The organism is Bradyrhizobium commune (genome assembly GCF_015624505.1).
GTDB lineage: Bacteria > Pseudomonadota > Alphaproteobacteria > Rhizobiales > Xanthobacteraceae > Bradyrhizobium > Bradyrhizobium commune.
Window position 1 is genome coordinate 4,277,963 of record NZ_CP061379.1, and the last position, 18,601, is coordinate 4,296,563.

18 protein-coding genes are annotated in these 18,601 nt (G+C 64.5%); 10 read left to right on the plus strand and 8 right to left on the minus strand.

The features are described 5' to 3' along the window. Positions 1-8: 8 nt before the first annotated feature. Positions 9-707 (minus strand): septum site-determining protein MinC, encoded by a 699-nt coding sequence (minC, locus tag IC761_RS20180; RefSeq protein WP_195798395.1) that lies wholly within the window; start codon positions 705-707, stop codon positions 9-11. 205 nt (positions 708-912) lie between these two features. Further along, entirely contained in the window at positions 913-1,917 is a 1,005-nt protein-coding gene (locus IC761_RS20185) for an ABC transporter substrate-binding protein (protein ID WP_195798396.1), read from the minus strand. Positions 1,918-2,018: 101 nt separating this feature from the next. Here IC761_RS20185 and IC761_RS20190 point away from each other — a divergent pair, with 101 nt between their 5' ends. From IC761_RS20190 to IC761_RS20215, 6 genes are all read left to right on the plus strand, one after another. Next, positions 2,019-2,666, plus strand: coding sequence for a TetR/AcrR family transcriptional regulator (locus tag IC761_RS20190; protein ID WP_195798397.1), 648 nt, complete (start codon positions 2,019-2,021; stop codon positions 2,664-2,666). An 83-nt stretch (positions 2,667-2,749) separates the two neighbouring features. Next, the gene (locus tag IC761_RS20195) at positions 2,750-3,520 is read left to right on the plus strand and encodes an ABC transporter permease (RefSeq protein WP_195798398.1); all 771 of its coding nucleotides are present in this window, start codon (positions 2,750-2,752) and stop codon (positions 3,518-3,520) included. Between the two features lie 16 nt (positions 3,521-3,536). Then, positions 3,537-4,574, plus strand: coding sequence for an NAD-dependent epimerase/dehydratase family protein (locus tag IC761_RS20200; protein ID WP_195798399.1), 1,038 nt, complete (start codon positions 3,537-3,539; stop codon positions 4,572-4,574). Next, positions 4,561-5,382, plus strand: a complete 822-nt coding sequence (locus IC761_RS20205; protein ID WP_195798400.1) for a GNAT family N-acetyltransferase — start codon at positions 4,561-4,563, stop codon at positions 5,380-5,382. The genes IC761_RS20200 and IC761_RS20205 overlap by 14 nt, the downstream gene beginning before the upstream one ends. 6 nt (positions 5,383-5,388) lie before the next feature. After that, the gene (locus IC761_RS20210) at positions 5,389-6,444 is read left to right on the plus strand and encodes a dihydrodipicolinate synthase family protein (RefSeq protein ID WP_195798401.1); all 1,056 of its coding nucleotides are present in this window, start codon (positions 5,389-5,391) and stop codon (positions 6,442-6,444) included. After that, positions 6,432-7,214, plus strand: a complete 783-nt coding sequence (locus tag IC761_RS20215; RefSeq protein ID WP_195798402.1) for an ABC transporter ATP-binding protein — start codon at positions 6,432-6,434, stop codon at positions 7,212-7,214. Before IC761_RS20210 ends, IC761_RS20215 begins: the two co-directional genes overlap by 13 nt. Positions 7,215-7,269: 55 nt before the next feature. On the opposite strand, the gene IC761_RS20220 is transcribed toward IC761_RS20215, so the two are convergent. The 3 genes from IC761_RS20220 to IC761_RS20230 all read right to left on the minus strand — a co-directional run bounded on the left by IC761_RS20220 (position 7,270) and on the right by IC761_RS20230 (position 10,188). Then, the gene (locus tag IC761_RS20220) at positions 7,270-8,721 is read right to left on the minus strand and encodes an alpha/beta hydrolase family protein (RefSeq protein WP_195798403.1); all 1,452 of its coding nucleotides are present in this window, start codon (positions 8,719-8,721) and stop codon (positions 7,270-7,272) included. Between the two features lie 32 nt (positions 8,722-8,753). Then, positions 8,754-9,359, minus strand: coding sequence for a hypothetical protein (locus IC761_RS20225; RefSeq protein ID WP_195798404.1), 606 nt, complete (start codon positions 9,357-9,359; stop codon positions 8,754-8,756). 271 nt (positions 9,360-9,630) lie between these two features. Further along, entirely contained in the window at positions 9,631-10,188 is a 558-nt protein-coding gene (locus IC761_RS20230; RefSeq protein ID WP_195798405.1) for a MarR family winged helix-turn-helix transcriptional regulator, read from the minus strand. 444 nt (positions 10,189-10,632) lie between these two features. On the opposite strand from IC761_RS20230, the gene IC761_RS20235 reads away from it, so the two are divergent. Then, positions 10,633-12,489 carry a tannase/feruloyl esterase family alpha/beta hydrolase gene (locus IC761_RS20235; RefSeq protein WP_195798406.1) on the plus strand — a complete coding sequence of 619 codons (1,857 nt, stop codon included), beginning with the start codon at positions 10,633-10,635 and terminating at the stop codon, positions 12,487-12,489. Between the two features lie 173 nt (positions 12,490-12,662). After that, positions 12,663-13,784, plus strand: coding sequence for an IS481 family transposase (locus IC761_RS20240; RefSeq protein WP_195798407.1), 1,122 nt, complete (start codon positions 12,663-12,665; stop codon positions 13,782-13,784). A 132-nt stretch (positions 13,785-13,916) separates the two neighbouring features. Here the strand turns inward: IC761_RS20240 and IC761_RS20245 are convergent, their stop codons facing one another. From IC761_RS20245 to IC761_RS20255, 3 genes are all read right to left on the minus strand, one after another. Then, positions 13,917-14,426: an SMI1/KNR4 family protein gene (locus IC761_RS20245; RefSeq protein WP_195798408.1), complete on the minus strand. Its 510-nt coding sequence runs from the start codon at positions 14,424-14,426 to the stop codon at positions 13,917-13,919. An 87-nt stretch (positions 14,427-14,513) separates the two neighbouring features. After that, on the minus strand, positions 14,514-14,771 hold the full coding sequence (locus IC761_RS20250; protein ID WP_194462433.1) for a hypothetical protein: 258 nt from the start codon (positions 14,769-14,771) through the stop codon (positions 14,514-14,516). 66 nt (positions 14,772-14,837) lie between these two features. Next, positions 14,838-15,788 carry a DUF2778 domain-containing protein gene (locus IC761_RS20255; RefSeq protein WP_438265142.1) on the minus strand — a complete coding sequence of 317 codons (951 nt, stop codon included), beginning with the start codon at positions 15,786-15,788 and terminating at the stop codon, positions 14,838-14,840. 190 nt (positions 15,789-15,978) lie between these two features. Between IC761_RS20255 and IC761_RS20260 the strand changes: the two genes are divergently transcribed. Both IC761_RS20260 and IC761_RS20265 read left to right on the plus strand, forming a co-directional pair. Further along, a complete protein-coding gene (locus tag IC761_RS20260; RefSeq protein WP_195798410.1) occupies positions 15,979-16,416 on the plus strand; it encodes a DUF1810 domain-containing protein in 438 nt (145 codons plus the stop codon). Positions 16,417-16,518: 102 nt separating this feature from the next. After that, positions 16,519-18,600 (plus strand): methyl-accepting chemotaxis protein, encoded by a 2,082-nt coding sequence (locus IC761_RS20265; protein WP_195798411.1) that lies wholly within the window; start codon positions 16,519-16,521, stop codon positions 18,598-18,600. The last annotated feature ends 1 nt before the right edge of the window (position 18,601 follow it).

Here is an 18,601-nt window from a genome sequence, read left to right on the forward strand (position 1 = left end):
TTGACTGGTCAGTTCAGCGCTGTAATTCGCATGGTGTTGCCTTGCAGCCAGGCCTGGGCAGGCCGTCCGCGCAAGGCTTCGTCGATATCGTCCGCCGTCTGGTAAAACCCATCGATTGCAAGCAGTTCAGCCTCGATCTTCTGGCAATAGATCCGCGCGCTCGCGTGACCGTTCACGCCCGCCATGGCGCGGCCGCGCAGCGCGCCGTAGATGTGGATGGAGCCGCCGGCGACGACCTCGGCACCGGATCCGACCGAGCCGAGAATGGTGACATCGCCTTCCGGGAAGATGATGGTTTGGCCGGAGCGCACCGGCACCTCGAGCAGCAGCGAGGTCGGCGGCTTCTCGGGCTTCACTTCGGGCTTCTTGGGCGCCGTCGGCTCGATCACGCAGCTGCGTCCGCCCGAGAGCAAAGGCGGCATTACCGGCGTCAGCCGCGCCTCCTCCACACCCTCGATGCCGAGCACGCGGATGTTGCGGTCCTGGAGGCTTGCGAGCAGATGGCTGATTCCGGCCTGGCTGAGATCGACCGAGGCGAGATCGACCACCACGGGCCGGCCGGCAAAGAAGCCCGGCGAACGCGCGATGGTGGCGTCGATCTCCTGGAGCCAGTCCTGGATCGGAACCGTCGGCACGAACACGAAAGCCACATAAGAGCGCCCGCGCAGGCGCACCATCTGGCGTTGAGGTTTTGCTAGGGCCTCCATGGCGGCCGACTCGTTCCCTGTTATTGAATGGTTAACGATGCGACCGGGATGGTTAATGGCTGGTTAATTTTCCCGTGGAGTTACGTGGGTGGGATGGGCGAACACCGGTGCGTAGCCCGGATGGAGCGCAGCGCAATCCGGGACCCCTCTCGCCGCAGACGCACCGCCCCGGATTTCGCTTCGCTCCATCCGGGCTACGGGGGCCCTACCTCTTCACCTTGCTCGCATCCATCTTGATGCTGGGATCCAGCATCCTGGTCGTGAACGCCGTCGTCACGTCGAACGGCTTCTCCATGCCGAGATAGGTCTGGACCAGCTCATAGTCCTTCTTCATCCGCTCGCCGTCGATCCAGCCGAGCGACTTGGTGGTGGTGAACTCGTCGGTCATCAGGAACTTGATGCGCTCCCACTGGCGCTCCTGGTTCTCCTTGTCGAGACCGGAGACCTGGTCGAGCAGCGCCTTCAGGCACGGCGTCGCGTCGGCGACGCAGGCCGCAAAGGCCCTCTGCGTGATGCGCACGAAGTCCTCGACGACCTTCGGGTTCTTCTGGAGATAGGCGCCGTTGACGATCAGCGAGTTGCCGTAAGGATTGAGCCCGATCTCCTTCCAGTTGACATAGCCGAGGTCGGGCCCGAATTCGATCACCTTGAGATCATGCTCGTTGTAGAAATCGCTGATGATGTCGACGGTGTGGCTCTTCAGCGCGGCGATCTTCGCAGTCGGCCCGATATTGACGAAGCTGACGGAGTCGGGTGCCAGCCCCGCGGCCTTGGCAAAGGCCGGCCACATCACACGCGAGGCATCGCCGGGCGGATTGCCGATCTTGTGGCCGGCAAAGTCCTTCGCGCTGTTCACGCCATAGCTCTTCAGCCAGTAGAAAGTTTGCCCGGTGTTGGCGTAGACGCTCATCACGGCGACGGTGTCGGCGCCCTTGCTCTTCGCCACCAGCATGGTGGCGAGATCGGCGACGCCGAACGGCGAGCCGCCGGAGCCGACCTTGGCGGCAGAGACACCGGAGCCCTTGCCGGTCTCGATGGTGAGGTCGATGCCGGCCTTCTCGTACCAGCCTTGCGCCTTGGCGTAATAATAGGGCGAGTGGTCGGCGGTCGGCGTCCAGTTCAGGATCAGATTGACCGCCTCGCCGGCGTTCGCAGGGACCGCCGGCAAGCCGAGCGCCAGAGCCACAAAAGCCGTCCGCAAAAGCTTCATCGCATCTCTCCCTCATTCCGGCGACCCGGCTTGTCGCTCTCCGCATGTGAGGCTACCAATGCAACAAGCCCGCCCTCCACTTGTCAACTGTCTGGTTGGAAATGCCCGCAAAACGATCAGGCGACACCGTGCCGCAGCGGCGCGATCCCGTCGCCACCCGCAAGAAGCTGCTCAGCGCGGCGCGCCTGGAATTCGCCAAGCACGGCTTTGCCGGCGCCCGCGTCGACGAAATCGCGGAGCGCGCCGGCGTCAACAAGCAGCTGGTCTACCACTATTTTGGCGACAAGGACGCGCTCTACCTCGCCGTGCTCGAATGGGTCTATGAGGACATCCGCGAGCAGGAGCGCAGGCTCAATCTCGAAGGCCTGCCGCCGGACAAGGCGATCCGCAGGCTGATCGAGGCATCGTTCGATCATCTGGCGGAAAACCCCGATTTCATCGTGCTTTTGAACGACGAGAACCGCGGCGGTGCGCGCCATGTCCGTGGGTCCACCCGGCTGGAGGCGATGCATTCGCCGCTGGTCAAGAGCCTCTCCCACATCCTCCACGAAGGCGTGCGCGCCGGCATGTTCCGGGGCGGGATCGACCCCGTGCAGCTCTATATCTCGATTGCCGGGATCAGCTATTTCTTCTTCTCGAATACGCCGACGCTGTCGGCGATCTTCGGCAAGGACCTGTCGAGCCGGGCCCAGCGGCGCGCCCGCCGCAGGCACGTCGTCGACCTCGTGCTGCATTCGCTCCGGCCCTAATCAACCAACTGGTTGAAACTTGGCGCGGAGCCGGTTAGGCTTGCCGCCGCGGGCCACGAGGCCGCGGCAACAGGGAGCAAGACGTGGCAGGTGGCGGAGCAAGTCCCGCGCGCAGCTTTGCGATCATCCTGATCGTGCATCTCGCCGTGCTCGTGCTTTGGCAACTCGCGGTCGATAGCTTCCACGTGCCGAAATTCATCCTGCCCTCGCCGCTCGCGACCGTGAAGACGCTGGGAACGGCGAGCTACGCCTGGGGCGCCAACACGCTGGTGACGGCGATCGAGATCCTCGGCGGCTTCGCGCTCGGCGCCTTCGTCGGCGTCGCGCTCGCGGTGATCTTCAGCTGGGCGCCGCTGGTCAGCCTCGTGCTGCTGCCGCTGTTCGTGACGCTGAACATGATCCCGAAGGTCGCGCTCGGTCCTCTCTTCATCGTCTGGTTCTCCTACGGCATCCTGCCGAACATCCTGATCGCCTTCAGCATCTGCTTCTTTCCGATCCTGCTCACCACAGCGCGGGGCCTGCGCGAGGTCGAGCCGGATCTGCTCGATCTCGTCAAATCGCTGCGCGGCTCGCGCTGGACGCTGTTTCGGAAGATCCAGCTGCCGGGATCGCTGCCTTACGTGTTCTCCGGCATGAAGGTCGGCGCCATCCTGGCAGTCGCCGGCGCCATCGTCGGCGAGTTCATCGCCTCCGAGCGCGGGCTCGGCTACCTCATGATCCAGGTGCAGTCCTCGCTCGACACGCCCGCGATGGTAATGGCCGTCGTCCTGCTGACGCTGCTCGGCGTCGCCCTCTATGGCCTGGTCCTCGCCCTCGAACGCATGTTCGTGGTCGGCGATATCAGGCAGACTTGAAGACAAGGACCAGACGATGCTGCTCACCCGCCAGACGCTGCCGAAGACGATCCCGGATATCGCAGCCCTCGACGATCTCCTCTGCCGTCCGACCCAGGCGCTGATCGACGACCTCAGCAGGGTCGAGGGCGACATCATGATCCTCGGCGTCGCCGGCAAGATGGGGCCGACGCTGGCGGGGCTTGCGAAGGCCGCCGCGCCCGATCGCCGCGTCATCGGCGTGGCGCGCTTCAGCGAGGCCGGTGTCAAGGACTGGCTGCACGCGCGCGGCGTCGAGACCATCAATTGCGACCTGCTCGATGAGGCCGCGATCAAGTCGCTGCCGCAGGCGCCGAACATCGTCTTCATGGCCGGGCGCAAGTTCGGCGCCGAGGGCGATCTGTCGCTGACCTGGGCAATGAACGCCCATGTTCCCGCGCTGGTGGCGCAAGCCTTTCCGTCATCGCGGATCGTGGCATTCTCGACCGGCTGCGTCTATCCGTTCGTCCCCGTCGATGGCAAAGGCTCGGCCGAGGAGATGGCGCCGAATCCGCCCGGCGAATACGCCCAGTCCTGCGTCGGCCGCGAGCGGATGTTCGAGTACTTTTCCCGCAGGTTCGAAACGCCGGGACGGCTGTTCCGGCTCAATTACGCGATCGACATGCGCTATGGCGTGCTGCACGACATCGCCACAAAGGTGCTGGCGGGTGCGCCGATCGACGTCAGCCTGGGCCACGTCAATTTCATCTGGCAGGGCGACGCGTCCGCGCAGGCGCTGCGTTGCCTCGCCCATTGCACCGCGCCGACCTCGCCGATCAATGTCAGCGGCCATGAGATTTTGGCGGTGCGCGATCTCGCCGCAAAATTCGGCGCCCGCTTCGGGCGCGCGCCCGTGCTGGTCGGCAAGGAGGAGCCGACGGCGTGGCTGACCGATACCTCACAGGCCGTTGGGCTGTTCGGCCAACCGGTGGTCGACACCGAGCAGCTGATCGCCTGGACGGCGGACTGGGTCTCGCGCGCCATGCCGAGCCTCGGCAAGCCCACCAAATACGAGGTGCGAGATGGCCGCTACTGACGGTCCGTCCGTCATCAAGCTCGGCGTCGAGGATGCGATCGCAGGCCTCGTGCTCTCGACGGAAGCGAACTGGAACCAGACCGAAGAGGACTGGCGCGTCTTCCTGCGCGAGGGCGTCGTGTTCGGAATCCGCAACGGCGCGTTGGTGGTCGCGACCGCCGCGCTGCTGCCTTACGGCGGCAACAACGCCTGGATCAGCATGGTGCTGGTGACGGCAAGCCATCGCCGCCGCGGCCTTGCAACGCGGCTTGTCGACGCCTGCCTGGCAACAGCAACGAAGAACGGCCTGACCAGCTGGCTCGACGCGACGCCCGACGGCGCCATGGTCTACGGGCCGCTCGGCTTCACGCCGACGCTGCAATTGCGGCGGCTGAAGCTGGTGAAGCCCGGTGCGGCGGCCGCGCGACCACCTGCGGCCGCGACGCTCGACGCGCTGCGCGCCCGCGACTTGCGCGCGACCGGTTTTGACCGCTCCCCGCTCCTGACCGCCTTCGCACAGCGCTCCGGCTCCCGCATCGTGTCCGCGAATGGAGCCATTGCGCTGGTCCGGGACGGCCGGACCGCGCGCCACATCGGTCCGCTGTGTGCCGACGATGCCGCCGAAGCGCTCGCCCTGGTTCATGCGATCGCACGCTCCGAGAGCGGACCGTTGCTGATCGACGCCGTCGCGTCGCAGAGCGCGTTCCTGGAGGGATTGACCGCCTCGGGCTGGATCATCGAGCGCCCCTTCCAGCGCATGCGATTTGGTTCAGCCGCCGCCACAGCTGAGGAAACGCCATTCGCCGTCGCCGGCCCCGAATTCGGATAGGACATCATGCACCACAGCCAGATCAACAGCGAGGTCCGCAAGCTGATTGCCGAGGGCACCGTGCTGCCGGCACACCCGCTGGCGCTCACCGCCGAGCGCCGGCTCGACGAGCGGCATCAGCGCGCGCTGACGCGCTATTACATCGACGCCGGCTCCGGCGGCCTCGCGGTCGGCGTGCACACAACGCAATTCGCGATCCGCGATGTCGGCCTCTATCGCCCGGTGTTGGAGCTTGCTGCCGAGACCGCCACGAGCTGGACCAGGCGTCCGCTGGCGATGGTCGCGGGCCTCGCCGGTCCGACCCAGCAGGCCATCGCTGAAGCCCGCACCGCACGCGACATCGGTTATCATGCGGGATTGCTCAGCCTTGCCGCGATGAAGAGCGCCTCCGAGGACGAGATCATCGCGCACTGCACGGCCGTGGCCGCCGAGATCCCGCTGGTTGGCTTCTATCTTCAGCCGGCCGTCGGCGGCGTGATTCTGTCCAGCCGGTTCTGGCAACGCTTTGCCGCGATCGACAACGTCATCGCAATCAAGATCGCGCCGTTCAACCGTTATCGCACGCTCGACGTGCTGCGCGGCGTCGCAGCCGCCGGCGCGCTCGACCGCGTCGCGCTCTACACCGGCAATGACGATCACATCCTGCTCGACCTGATGCTGCCGTTCGATCTGCGCGACAACGGCGTCACCACGCGGACCTATTTCAAGGGCGGTCTGCTCGGCCACTGGTCGGTGTGGACGGCGAGCGCGATAAAACAGTTCGAGCGCTGCAAGCAGGCGCGGCACAAGGACAGCGTGCCTGCCGATCTGCTCGCGCTCGATGCCCGCGTCACCGACTGCAACAGCGCCTTCTTCGACGTCGCCAACAATTTCCACGGCTGCATCGCCGGCTGCCACGAGGTGCTGCGGCGCCAGGGCCTGATGCAGGGCCTGTGGTGCCTCGATCCGAACGAAGGACTGAGCCCCGGTCAGAAGGACGAGATCGACCGCGTCTGCCGCGAGCATGCCGACCTCAGCGACGATGCGTTCGTCTCGGCCAATCTCGGTAAATGGCTGGCATGACGGACGAGCCCTTCATCAGCCTGCGCGGCGTCCGAAAGGTCTATCGCTCCGGCGGCGCCGAATTCCTGGCGGTCTCCGACGTGACGATGGACGTGCAGGAAGGTGAGCTGGTGTCGCTAGTCGGCCCGTCCGGCTGCGGCAAGACCACGGTGATGAAGATTTTGGCCGGCCTGCACGGTGCCGACGGCGGCACGGTGAAGATCGGCCATGCGAAAAGCCCGTTCGATCCGACCCGCGACATCGGCATGGTGTTCCAGCAGGCGCTGCTGTTGAAATGGCGGACGATCCTCGACAACGTGCTGCTGCCGGCCGAGATCGTCGGCCTGCCGATCAAGGCCGCGCGCGAGCGGGCGCGCGACCTGCTCAACCTCGTGGGCCTCGCCGGCGACGAGCAGAAATATCCGCGAGAGCTCTCCGGCGGCATGCAGCAGCGCACCGCGATCGCGCGCGCCTTCATCCACGATCCCAAGCTGATCCTGATGGACGAGCCGTTCGGCGCGCTGGATGCGCTGACGCGCGAGCAGATGAATCTGGAGATGTTGCGGATCTGGCGCGAGAGCGGCAAGACCATCATCTTCGTCACCCACTCGATCCAGGAAGCCGTGTTCCTGTCCTCGCACTGCGCCGTGCTGACCGCGGGCCCCGCGAGGATGGCCGATTACTTCCCGATCGACCTGCCCTTCCCGCGCGCGCTGCCGCTGAAGACGACGGATGCGTTCGGCGCCTATGCGCGGCGCATCTATGCGAAGCTGGGGCTAGGTGCGGCGTGAGATCGCGAGCCTGGCGCGACCGAGAGGTCGCGCTCAGGCTAACGACGCGCCACCGTCAAGATCGGGCCAGATGAATCCGTCCGCTCCTGCGCACATACTGCTTCGCTACGCTCCTGCGCGCCCTTACCCCGGCGAGGCCTCCGTCGCGATTGGCGGTATCCGCGTAGATGGCAACGTCCTGGCTCGGCTGCGCCACCAAGAGACCGGTGCTTGTAAAGGCACGGCGACCGCTCCCGCCGATACTGGCGACAAGCGGGGCTTGCTGGTCCGGCTCCTCTTGATATCTCATGTCACCGCAAGCGCCTCTGCCCACCGGCGGCAGTTTCGGCTTCAACGGGACGGCGGCTGGATCTGCGTCCCTGTACGACAAATCAACCAGCCTGGACGCAAACGGGCCTATTTCGTGCCGCTCGAAAGCAGATAGCAACGGCACGCCCGAACCGCCAGCGCTTGCGTTGAACTCCACGCCTCTGATCAATGGATCGCACACAGTGGCACGTGTCTGTCGACGCGACTTGAAAAAGTTGAACGACAAGGCTTCGCCTTGCTGATTCACCCGATCGATGGTGAGGCCGGTCGCATTGGCGTTCAACAGCTCCTTGTCGGTGATGAGGTTTACGCCACTGATGGGCGAGGTATTGAAGGTGACGACTTTGGCGACCGGGCGCCCCCGAGGCGCTGACAATGCAGCAAACTGGCCCAATCCTCCTCCCAGCGAATGCCCGACCGTGACAATTTGCCTGCAGCGCAGCTTTTGAACGTTGTTGAGGACCACACTAAATTCGCGCTGAAACTGATTGTACTCGGAATCGAAGGCCGCGACATAAGTCTCGAAGTTCGAAAGCCAGCTATTGAGGCCCGAAACGCTGCCCCGAAATGCGATGCTGGCCTCGCGGCACGTGCCGCGGGCGTCGGTCCGGGACCAGATGTGATACGATAGCCCTCTTGGATCGGGCTGATATTCCGCACCACACTGTCCTTGCGTCAAGCAGCGGTCGGGGGCCTGGAATCGCCATCCCCGGTGAGCCAGCAAACTCTGAACGCGATCAGATCGAGCAGGGAACGAACTCTGAATCGCAGTCGTCAATGATGCAACGTTGTCCGTTATGGTTTGGTACGACAACGCCGCCTGAATGGCGTATGGCGCATAATAGGCTGCGATTCCGCGTACGTCCTGCTCGTTGGTGTAGCAAGAGTAGTCGCTGGCCGGTAGCGAGCCGCGGGTCAACCGTAACGGGTTGACAGAATAAAAGCGGGACCGAGGACATCCCGGCGGCACTGCCGTTTCGCCCGCAGCATCGGTGATCGTAAACGCGACGGTGTCGTTGAACTGCGCGGCGACTGGCTGCACGTGACCGATAAAGGCAAGTGCGGCAGCCGCACCCGCGATGCGAAAACCGAATTTGCGAACATCGCCCATGATGGAGGCTCCAAAATTGATTGAATATGCATCTGGCTTAAAATCAAACAACCCAAAATAGCTCATAACTTTAGCTTGTGCAATCATGCTTGCGCAACCGCGATGCGGAACGGCGACAATCAGCGGGATTGTGCTGATCGCTTGATGGCTCGCACGCGCCGGGCCCTGACGACGGCCATGACAATCGCGCAAGCGAGAGCGGTGCCGGCTGCTATCGGGACACCGGCGAAGATCAACCATGGCAAGATGACCGTGTGATGCGCGCTGTTGACGTTGCCGCCGAATATCAGGCAGGCCCCGACCCCGCCTTCGTTCGGCTGACAGTTGGCGTTGACGAACGGAGCAATCGCAAAACCGGGAGCGAGATAAGGCAGCAACGCGAAAACCACCGTGACCAACAGCGCGAGGGCGAGGCGGGCGATCCGCCCGGTCCAGCCTCGAACGATAACCAGATAGCACATCACGAGCCAAACCGCCGCGAGCGCCAACCAGGCGAATGCGCTGCCGATCAGGACCGAAGCGGTGACCAGACCGGAAACGGCGTCGCTGACGTTGACGCCCGCGACAAGGCACGCCTCCTTCTGATCAACAACGCAGCCACTGATTTTGGCGAGCCCGCCGACCGCAGAGATCGCGAGGTCCGGAAGAAAGGGAAGAACCACGAGCAAAAGCAGAGCGAGGCGCCACCAGCGCCGGCGTGGTTCTGTGACAGGTTCGATGCTCATCCCGGGCCAGGTGCTGCAATGGGCAATTCAACGCGTACGTGATACAAATGACAGGACGCAAGGAGTGGCTCGAAACGAGCCAAAGTGCGGCATTCCAGCTTCAATATCGCTCGATGATACAGCCGGAGATTGTGCTGCGCAATCGGTAAAATGCCAGCTCCGAGCGACCTCGTCCGCGCTCGCAAATCGTGAGGATTGCGATCGCGGCCAAACGCGCGTAGCGATCGGCCGCAGCCCGTTCCCGACACGAAGTTCAAGCCGTGACGGACGCTCAAGCGTCTTCGACAAAGGTCGACAGCGCCCGCTGCAAGTTCTTGTAGGCGCGCGGTCCGATCTTGGCCGCGAGCGCCTTGTCGCTTGCCCCGACCGCGGGCCTTAGCCGTTCCAGCAGCGCCATGCCGGCGCCGGTCAGATAGAGCACGTAATAGCGGCGGTTGATCGCCGACGCCGTGCGCCGCACCAGGCCACGGCCTTCCAGATGATCCACCAACCTGCCGAGCCCGGCCCGTTCGATCGACAACAGCTGAGCGACGGCAAGCTGGTTGACGCCGGGATTGGCGTCGATCACGCAGAGCACGGAGAACTGGGCGGGACTGATCTCGAACGCCGCCAATTGCCGGCTGAACTCCCTGAAGATCCAGAGCTGCGCCCGGCGGATGCTGTAGCCCAGCAGTCGCGAGAGGTCGCCGAGCGCGAGCGGTTTCGCCCGCGCCGGCTTTGCACCCGACGCCGTTCGCGGCGGCGATCGCGCCGGCTTGGTCGCGCGCGGCGCTCGCCGCGGTCCTTTGGAGGCGGTCCGTTTTCTCGCCCCTGCCTTGCCTGGCTGCATCGACGCGCTCTTTCGCAAGGCCGGTGCAGGTGCATCCGGCCGGGGTTTGAGGATTCGGACAGCAAGTCTAACGCAACGCGCAGGGATCGAGAAGCCGAGGGGAACCTGCGCCCGGGCATACAGCTTCTACGACAGGTTGCACGGCAATATCGCGCGATGCGCCATGTTGACACGACAACATGGCTCGCCTAAGGATCGTGAAAACCTGCCTCACGAGCGGGTTCCAAGGGGAGCGAACGTCGGTGCCGTCATCAGCGGTGGACGCCGATCCGCGTGCCATCGTGCATCGCGGCGGGATGATCGCGCGCGAAAGCCGCGTTGCCGCTCAGTGCGGGCGCGAGCGCGTTTCCCCAACAGCAATGTCGCAAATCACTCTGACCACCGGCAGGCGTCACGCCTGGCGCTTTCGTTCGATCATCAAAAGTGAAACTGGGAGGACACGACGTGAAACGACTTTTTCTCGCCTCGACCATCGTCGCCACCTGGGCGTCTCTCGGCGCGCAGGTCTCGGCACGCGGGCTGCCGCCGAGCGGCGTGGCCCCGCGCGCGTCCTGCACCGCGCTGACCGGCCTCACTTTGCCGAACACGCAAATCCTGAGCGCGACCCAGAAGTCTGGCTATTGCAACGTGGTCGGCATCATCAACAAGCGCGTCTCGACGCAGGATCCCGATCATTTCACCTATGGCATCGGCTTCGCGCTCAATTTGCCCAACACCTGGCACGGCCGCTTCGAGATGATGGGCGGTGGCGGCACTGACGGCAGCCTCAATGCAGATCCGCAAGGTGCAGCCGGCGTCGAGCTCGGCGAGGGTTGGGCCGTCGCAGCCGATGACGGCGGCCACGAGGACAATGCGACCAATGCGGTCGGCGGCTATCAGGACGACGATGCCAATGCCGGCGGCTCGGCCCATTTCGCGATCGACGCGCAGGCCCGCAGCGACTACGGCTACAACGGCATCGAGAAGACCGCGACCACGGCCAAGCAGATCATTTCCTATTTCTACGGCCTCGACACCGTCTATTCCTACATCATGGGATGCTCGAACGGCGGCCGCGACGCGATGGTGGCGTCGCAGCGATCGCCCTGGCTGTTCGACGGCGTGATCTCGCAAAATCCCGGCTTCAACCTACCGCAGGCGGGCCTTGCCGAAGCCTGGAACGAGCAGGTGCTCGGCACGCTTTCGACCAGCAAGGACGTCAACGGCCAGCCCTTCATTCCCGACACTTTCCCCGTGCAGGACCTCCAGGTCGCATCGGCTGCGATCCTGAGCGCCTGCGACGCGCTCGACGGCCTGGTCGACGGGATCATCGACAACTACCATGCCTGCACCGCGAAGAAGGTTACCCCGGCGCTCGCCAGCTATACCTGCGGCACCGGCTCGCACGGCAGCACGCCGCATGGCGGCACCTGCCTCACCAAGCCCCAGATCGACGCACTGAAGAAGATCTATGCCGGGCCCGTCAACTCGAGGGGCGAGCGGCTCTACTCGAACTGGTTCTGGGATGCCGGCATCTGGACGCCGCCGACCGCACCCGGCGCAGGCTGGCAATTGTGGAACGTCGTCACCGCGCCGGTGCCCAGCGTCAACACCGCGATCAACCTGACGCTCGGCGCCGGCGCGCTCCCGATGATCTTCCAGACGCCCCCCGTGGTCACGCCGGTCAACGGGCCGAACGGCCAGGAAGCCTTCGTGTTCCACTTCAACTTCGACGCCGACGCGCCAAAAATCTTCACCAGGGCCAAGGCCTACCCGGAGAGTTCGATGGACTTCATGGCGGCGATCGCAACCGATCTGCGTCCGTTCAGGGCGCGTGGCGGCAAGCTGATCATCTCGTCCTCGGTCAATGACGGCATCTTCTCAGGCGCCGCGATTGCCCGCTGGTACCGCAAGATGAACCAGCGCATGGACAACCGCGCGACCGATTTCGCCAGGCTGTTCATGGTGCCGAACATGGCGCATTGCGGCGGCGGCGCGGCCACCACGAGCTTTGCGACAAACGAGCTCAAGGCCATCACCGACTGGGTCGAGAACGGCATCGCGCCGGAACGCATCGTGGCGGCCAATACCAACACGACATCGCCCTACCCGGCCGGAGGTCTGTTCGATCCGAGGGTTGCCATGAACTTCCCGACCGGAGGCACGAGGCCGCTCTGCGTCTATCCGAAGATTCCGTCCTACAAGGGCAGCGGCCTGACCAGCGACGCCGCGAATTTCGCGTGCGTCGATCCCGGCTTCAAGCCCGGTGGCGATCATGATTTCCACGACGACGACGACGGCCGCGGCGACGACAGGCATTGAGCCTTCGTTTGCGCCTGTATCCCGGACGCTAGCGCGTCCGGGATATCGATCGGGCCCGCTCCAATCTCGTCATCGCGAGCGAACTGTTCAGCCCGGGGACATAGCTTACACCTGTTCGGGGACATGGTTGACACATCAAAATCGGCTGGATTCGTCGAACAAGGGGGCGAGCCATGCCGTGGCGAGAGGTGTCTGTCATGGACCAGCGGCGCGAGTTTGTGATGCTTGCTAAGCAGGAAGGAGTGAACCGGCGGAAGCTGTGCCGGCAGTTCGGGATTAGTGCCCAGACTGGTTACAAGTGGATCGAGCGCTATGATGCAGGGGATACGACGCTGGCCGATCGCTCGCGCCGGCCGCATCGCAGCCCGGATCGTACTGAGGCTGCGATCGAGCAGCAGATTGTGGCCTTGCGCGATGTCCACCCGGCCTGGGGGGCGCGCAAGATTTTGCATCGTCTAAAGCGCGACCGGCAAGCCGTGCCGGCGATATCGACGACGCACGAGATCCTGCGTCGCTACGATCGCGTGAGCGAGCCTGCGGGGAGACCTGGACAGCCCTACATCCGCTTCGAGAAGGAGGCACCCAATCAGCTCTGGCAGATGGACTTCAAGGGACACAGCCCACTCGAGGACGGCGTATCCTGCCACCCGCTGACGATGCTGGACGATCACTCGCGGTTCTCGTTGTGCCTGGCTGCTTGTGACAACGAGCGAGGTTCGACCGTGCAAGGGCATCTGAGGGAGACATTCCGCCGGTACGGCCTCCCCGATGCGATGTTCGTCGACAATGGCGGCCCCTGGGGCTTCACCCTTGAAGACCCCTGGACCGGGCTGACGGTCTGGCTTTTGAAGCTTGGCGTCCGGGTGATCCACAGCCGGCCGTATCATCCGCAGAGCCGAGGAAAGAACGAACGCTTCCATCGCACGCTGAAGGCCGAGGTATTTGCCTTCAGGCGCTACCGCGACCTTGCCGAGGTGCAGCGCGCATTCGACCAATGGCGAGCCGTCTACAATCTCGATCGGCCGCATGAGGCTTTGAACTACAACGTTCCGGCAAGCCGGTACCAACCCAGTTCGCGGGAAATGCCGGACAGATTGCCCGCGGTGGAATACGACGAGCACGAGGTCGTCCGTTCCGTCTCCACCACCAAGGCCTATGTCAGCTTCAAAGGCAAATTGTGGAAGGTTCCGCAGGCCTTCCGCGGCGAACGGCTTGCGATCCGTCCACTCAATACCGACGGCAGGTTCGGCATCTTCTTCGCTGCGCACCAGATCGCGGCGATCGATTTAGGATGATCCAAAAGTGTCAACCATGTCCCCGAACAGGTGTAAGCTATGTCCCCGGGCTGAACAGAACCGAAGCAATCCAGACATCTGCGGAGGGACTCTGGATTGCTTCGGTTCGCTCGCAATGACGAAGAATAAATCTCACGCCGCCTCGGCTTCCTCATACAGGCCGGCGAGGAAATCACCGAACGTCGGCGCAAGCTCCAGCACGTAGCCCCATTTGTCCGACATCGCTTCAGCGAGCGTCCACGGCTTGTCGTATTCGGCAACCTCGTGATCGATGAACCAGATCTTGCCGAAATGTGCTTTGTCGATCGTCATGCAGATCGGATTGCCGCCGTGATCGCTCATGATCCATAGCAGCTCGTCCACGGTCGGCCATTGTGGCTCCTGACGCACCAGGACCAGCGAGCAATCGGGCTCGTCCGGCCGCAAGCCGAACACCATCTGGACGGCCCCGGCCCAGTGCCCTTGCGGCCAGTTGAATTCGGCCGCACCACGGCAATAGCCGCCGGCGCAGGCCAGCAGGAAACGGCGATAATCATCCGGCAAGCGGCAGCCGATCGACGTCTCGAACGCCACGAGCGCTGCTTCGCTCGGCGCCTCCTCATCAGGGCAATCAATGCCTGAAATGAATTTTGCAAGATCCACGTGCTCTCTCCTCCGCGCGACTGCGCGCCAAGCCTTCGTCGCGCCCGCGTCTATGCCGGTTCGACGGAGGAAGAGAAGAACGTCTGCTCAGAGCAGCTTCGCGCTCACGAACAACGCGCGCACGGCGTTGGTCGCCTGCACCGCGAGCATCGCATTGCCGGCCGCGCCCTCCAGCGCGTGGACGGCTTCATCGTGCAGCGAGCGGAATTCCATCCACTCGACCGATTTGAAGTTGGTGAGGAATTGATAGGCCTGGCCGACGGTCGCAATCGCCAGCGTGTCGCCGTTCAGCTTGATCTTGAACGTTGTGCGCAGCGGGGTCTCGGAGCTTGCTGGATCACTCATGGGCTGCTTCTGGACGACAACGGCTTAACGAAGGGAAAACGGCAGCCCCGCCGCGGCAGGCAAATGTCAGGAGTCGGTGCTGGCGCGTTGCGAGGCGGTTGTCGATCCGCCCAGGCTCGGCACCACGACAATGCGATTGAACTCGCCATTGTCATAGGCCTTCAAAAAACGATCATAGTCCTTGATCGAGACGCAGCCATTGGAATCGCCGCGCGGCCCAAGCATGTAATTGTGGGTGAGCAGGCCGACGCGCCCGAGCGCGCTGGTGCCTTCGGCAGGCGTCATGCGCAGCGCCCGCACGCCGTGGAACAGTTTTTCACGCGGCTTCAGGTCATAGGTTGCGGGCGGCGTCGCGCCGACCATGCGCTGGTCGACATGCTCGGGGTCGTCCATCAGCGCGCCCATGCCCGAATGGGCTTCCAGCGCAGCGCCGTTCGGCAGGTAGAGCGCCTTGGCCGAGATGTCATAGACCGCCGTCTTCGAATCGTAGCCGAGGGCGGCGAGATCCGGCGCCTTGCCGAACAGGCCGCTGTCGGGCGTCAGCGAGGCCAGCTTGATCTTGTCGGTGAACTTCTCGAGGAAATTACGGTTGTCGACCCTGGGATTGGAGTCGGCATAGGCTTGGCTGGAGGCGACTTGGGAGGCGAAATCCGCCTGGACCGGGCGCGAGCGCGGCATCGGGATGCCGTCGGCCCGCTGCGAGGGCCGCGTCTCGTCGATCGCGGGCCGACTGTCATCGGTCAGCGTCGAGCGCCAGTCGTCGGCCTGAAGCTTCTGGGCCAGCATCGCCTTGGCGTCGCGCAATTTGAGCTGCACCGCATTCAAGGCGGAGCGCTCCAGCGTCCGGAGGCCGAGCTCGCGCGCAGGCGGGCTTGCCGACAGCGAGGCGAAACGATCGTCAAACGAGGGGGAATTGGCCGGCGGCAGCGCGGCGGTGACGAGAGGGGTCGAATCACCCGAGCCCGCGACCCAAGCGGCGCCGCCCAGCGCCAACGCAAAGGCGGCCAAAGACAGCAAAATTGTCTCGGCGCGCCCAACACGGCGGCGCGACAACAGCCTCTCGGCGCGTGCGCGGTCGGAAACCATCAGATCCCCAAATCGACCCCCGGGGGGCCCAACCCCCACCCGGAGACTCTATACCAGCTACCACATTGGGAGCCAAAAGTTAGGCATAATCGCGGCCGGCGGGGCACCCCAAAGGTATGAAATGACCGATGCGTTCGACCTCGACCGGTTCGTTCAGGCCCAAAACCCGGTTTATCGCGACGTCCAGGGGGAGCTGGCCCGCGGGCGGAAGCAGAGCCACTGGATGTGGTTCATTTTCCCGCAGGTCGCAGGCCTCGGTCTCAGCGCCATGTCGCAGCGCTATGCCATAGGCTCACGCGCGGAGGCCAAGGCCTATCTCGCCCACCCCACCCTCGGCCCACGCCTCGTCCAATGCACGAATCTCGTGCTCGCCGTCGAGGGGCGAACCATCAACGCGATCCTCGGCGCGCCGGACGACGCCAAATTCCGATCGTCGATGACGTTGTTCAGCGCCGTGTCCGAAGAGCCCATTTTCGCTCAGGCAATCGACCAATATTTCGCGGGCGCGCAGGACAACGCGACGCTTCAGATCCTCTCAGCCCTTGATCGAGAGGCGTAGTCGCGCAGAACCGCGCGCCATCAACGTAAACCCGCGGTTAATCCGGCCCACCTATCGTTGGCTCAGAATAATTTTCTCCCTGCGCCAATTGCCGGACAGATCATGAAAATCGGTACGCTGCTGACCACCGCCATCGTCTCGCTCTCGACCGTCGGCGGCGGCCTCGCCGTCTACGTCGCGGTCACGAAATACCAGACGATGGACAGGATCGCCGAGGCGCAGGGCCGGCTCGCGATCGTCCGCGCGGTCAGCGACATTCCGCGTTACCTCAACCCCGAGCGCGGCTTTGCCACCAACATCCTCTATGGACCTGCGACCGTCGACCCGGCGCAGCTTGCCGAGCATGACAAGCTGCGCAAGCAGACCGACGGTGCGCGCGACAAGATGAACGCGCTGCGCAAGGAGCTGCCCGGCTCGCTGGATGACGGCAACACCATCGGCGGCAACATCGACGGCATCAATGCGAAATTCACCGCGCTGCGCGAGGCGGTCGACAAGGCGATCGCGGGCCCTGCGGATGCGCGCAAGGACGCAGCCAGGAAGATCGTCGCCGACAACGGCGTGCTCAACAGCGGCGTCACCGCGCTTCTCAACGAGCAGGTCCGCCGCATGGCGATCCTCAATGGCGACGCCTACCGGCAGGCGAGCTACGCCAATATCGCGATGACGCTGCGCGACATCGGCGGCCTCAACGCCAGCCTGCACAAGAATCTCGTCGGCTCGAAAAAGGTCGCGACCGACGCCGAGAAGGCCGACATCGCCCGGTCGCAGGGACGCAACGACCAGATCGTGATATCGCTCCAGGAGCTGCGCGGCAATCCGGCGACGCCCGCCAACGTCGCCGCCGCGCTCGAGACCATGAATTCGGTCTATGTCGAGGCCTTCGGCCGCGAGCAGAAGCTCGTCAAGGAGGGCGCGGCCACCGGCAAGTACGAGCACGACGTCGACACCTATTACGCGGAATCGCAGCGCGGCCTCGGCGCCATCATTGGTGTCCGCGACGCCTTCTACGACAATGCCGAGCAGGTTCTCGCCAACGCCTCGTCGTCCGCGCGCACGAGCTTCACGATCGCGCTTGCAGGCCTCGTCGCCGTGCTGATCGCCAGCATCGGCCTCGTGGTGACGGTGCGACGCCGCGTCTGCGCGCCAATCGTCAGCCTGACGTCGCGGATGTCCCAGCTTGCCGACGGCGATGTTGCGGACAACATCCCCGGCGCCGAGCGCTCCGACGAAATCGGGGCGATGGCCGCAGCCGTCCAGGTGTTCAAGGACAACATGATCCGGGCCGACCTCCTCGCGGCCGAGAAACAGGCCGAGAACGACGGCAAGATGCGCCGCGCGCAGGCGCTCGACGAGCTCACCCGCTCATTCGAAGCCAAGGTCACCGAGCTTGTCGGGGGCCTGTCCCGGGCGTCCTCCACGATGGAGAGCACCGCGCAATCGATGACCTCGACGGCGGCCCAGACCAACAGCCAGGCCGCGGTCGTGGCGGCCGCCTCCGAGCAGACCTCGACCAACGTGCAAACGGTCGCGAGCGCCACCGAAGAGCTCACCTCCTCGATCGCCGAGATCGGCCGCCAGGTTGCACAAAGCACGGAGATCGCGGCCCGCGCCGTCGACAACGCCCGCCGCACCGGCGACACCGCGCGTGCGCTCGCCGACGGCGCGCAGAAGATCGGCGACGTCGTCACGCTGATCCAGAGCATCGCCGAGCAGACCAATCTGCTCGCGCTCAACGCCACCATCGAGGCCGCGCGCGCCGGCGACGCCGGCCGCGGCTTTGCCGTGGTCGCCTCCGAGGTGAAATCGCTGGCCGGGCAGACCGCCAAGGCCACCACCGAAATCTCCGAGCAGATCTCGGCGATCCAGGCCGCGAGCGACGAGACCGTCACTGCGATCCGCAACGTCGCCGACGTCATCGCCGAAATCGACCAGATCGGCACCGCGATTGCTGCCGCGATCGAGCAACAGGGCTCGGCGACCAAGGAGATCTCACGCAGCGTCCAGGAGGCCGCCCGCGGCACCCAGGAGGTCAACACCAACATATCAGGCGTGCAGCGCGCCGCCGACGACACCGGTGCGGCCGCTTCGGAAGTGCTGGGCGCAGCCGAACAGCTCTCGACCCAGTCGCGCGACCTCGCCGGACAGTTCGACCGCTTCCTGAGCGAGGTCCGGGCGGCGTAAG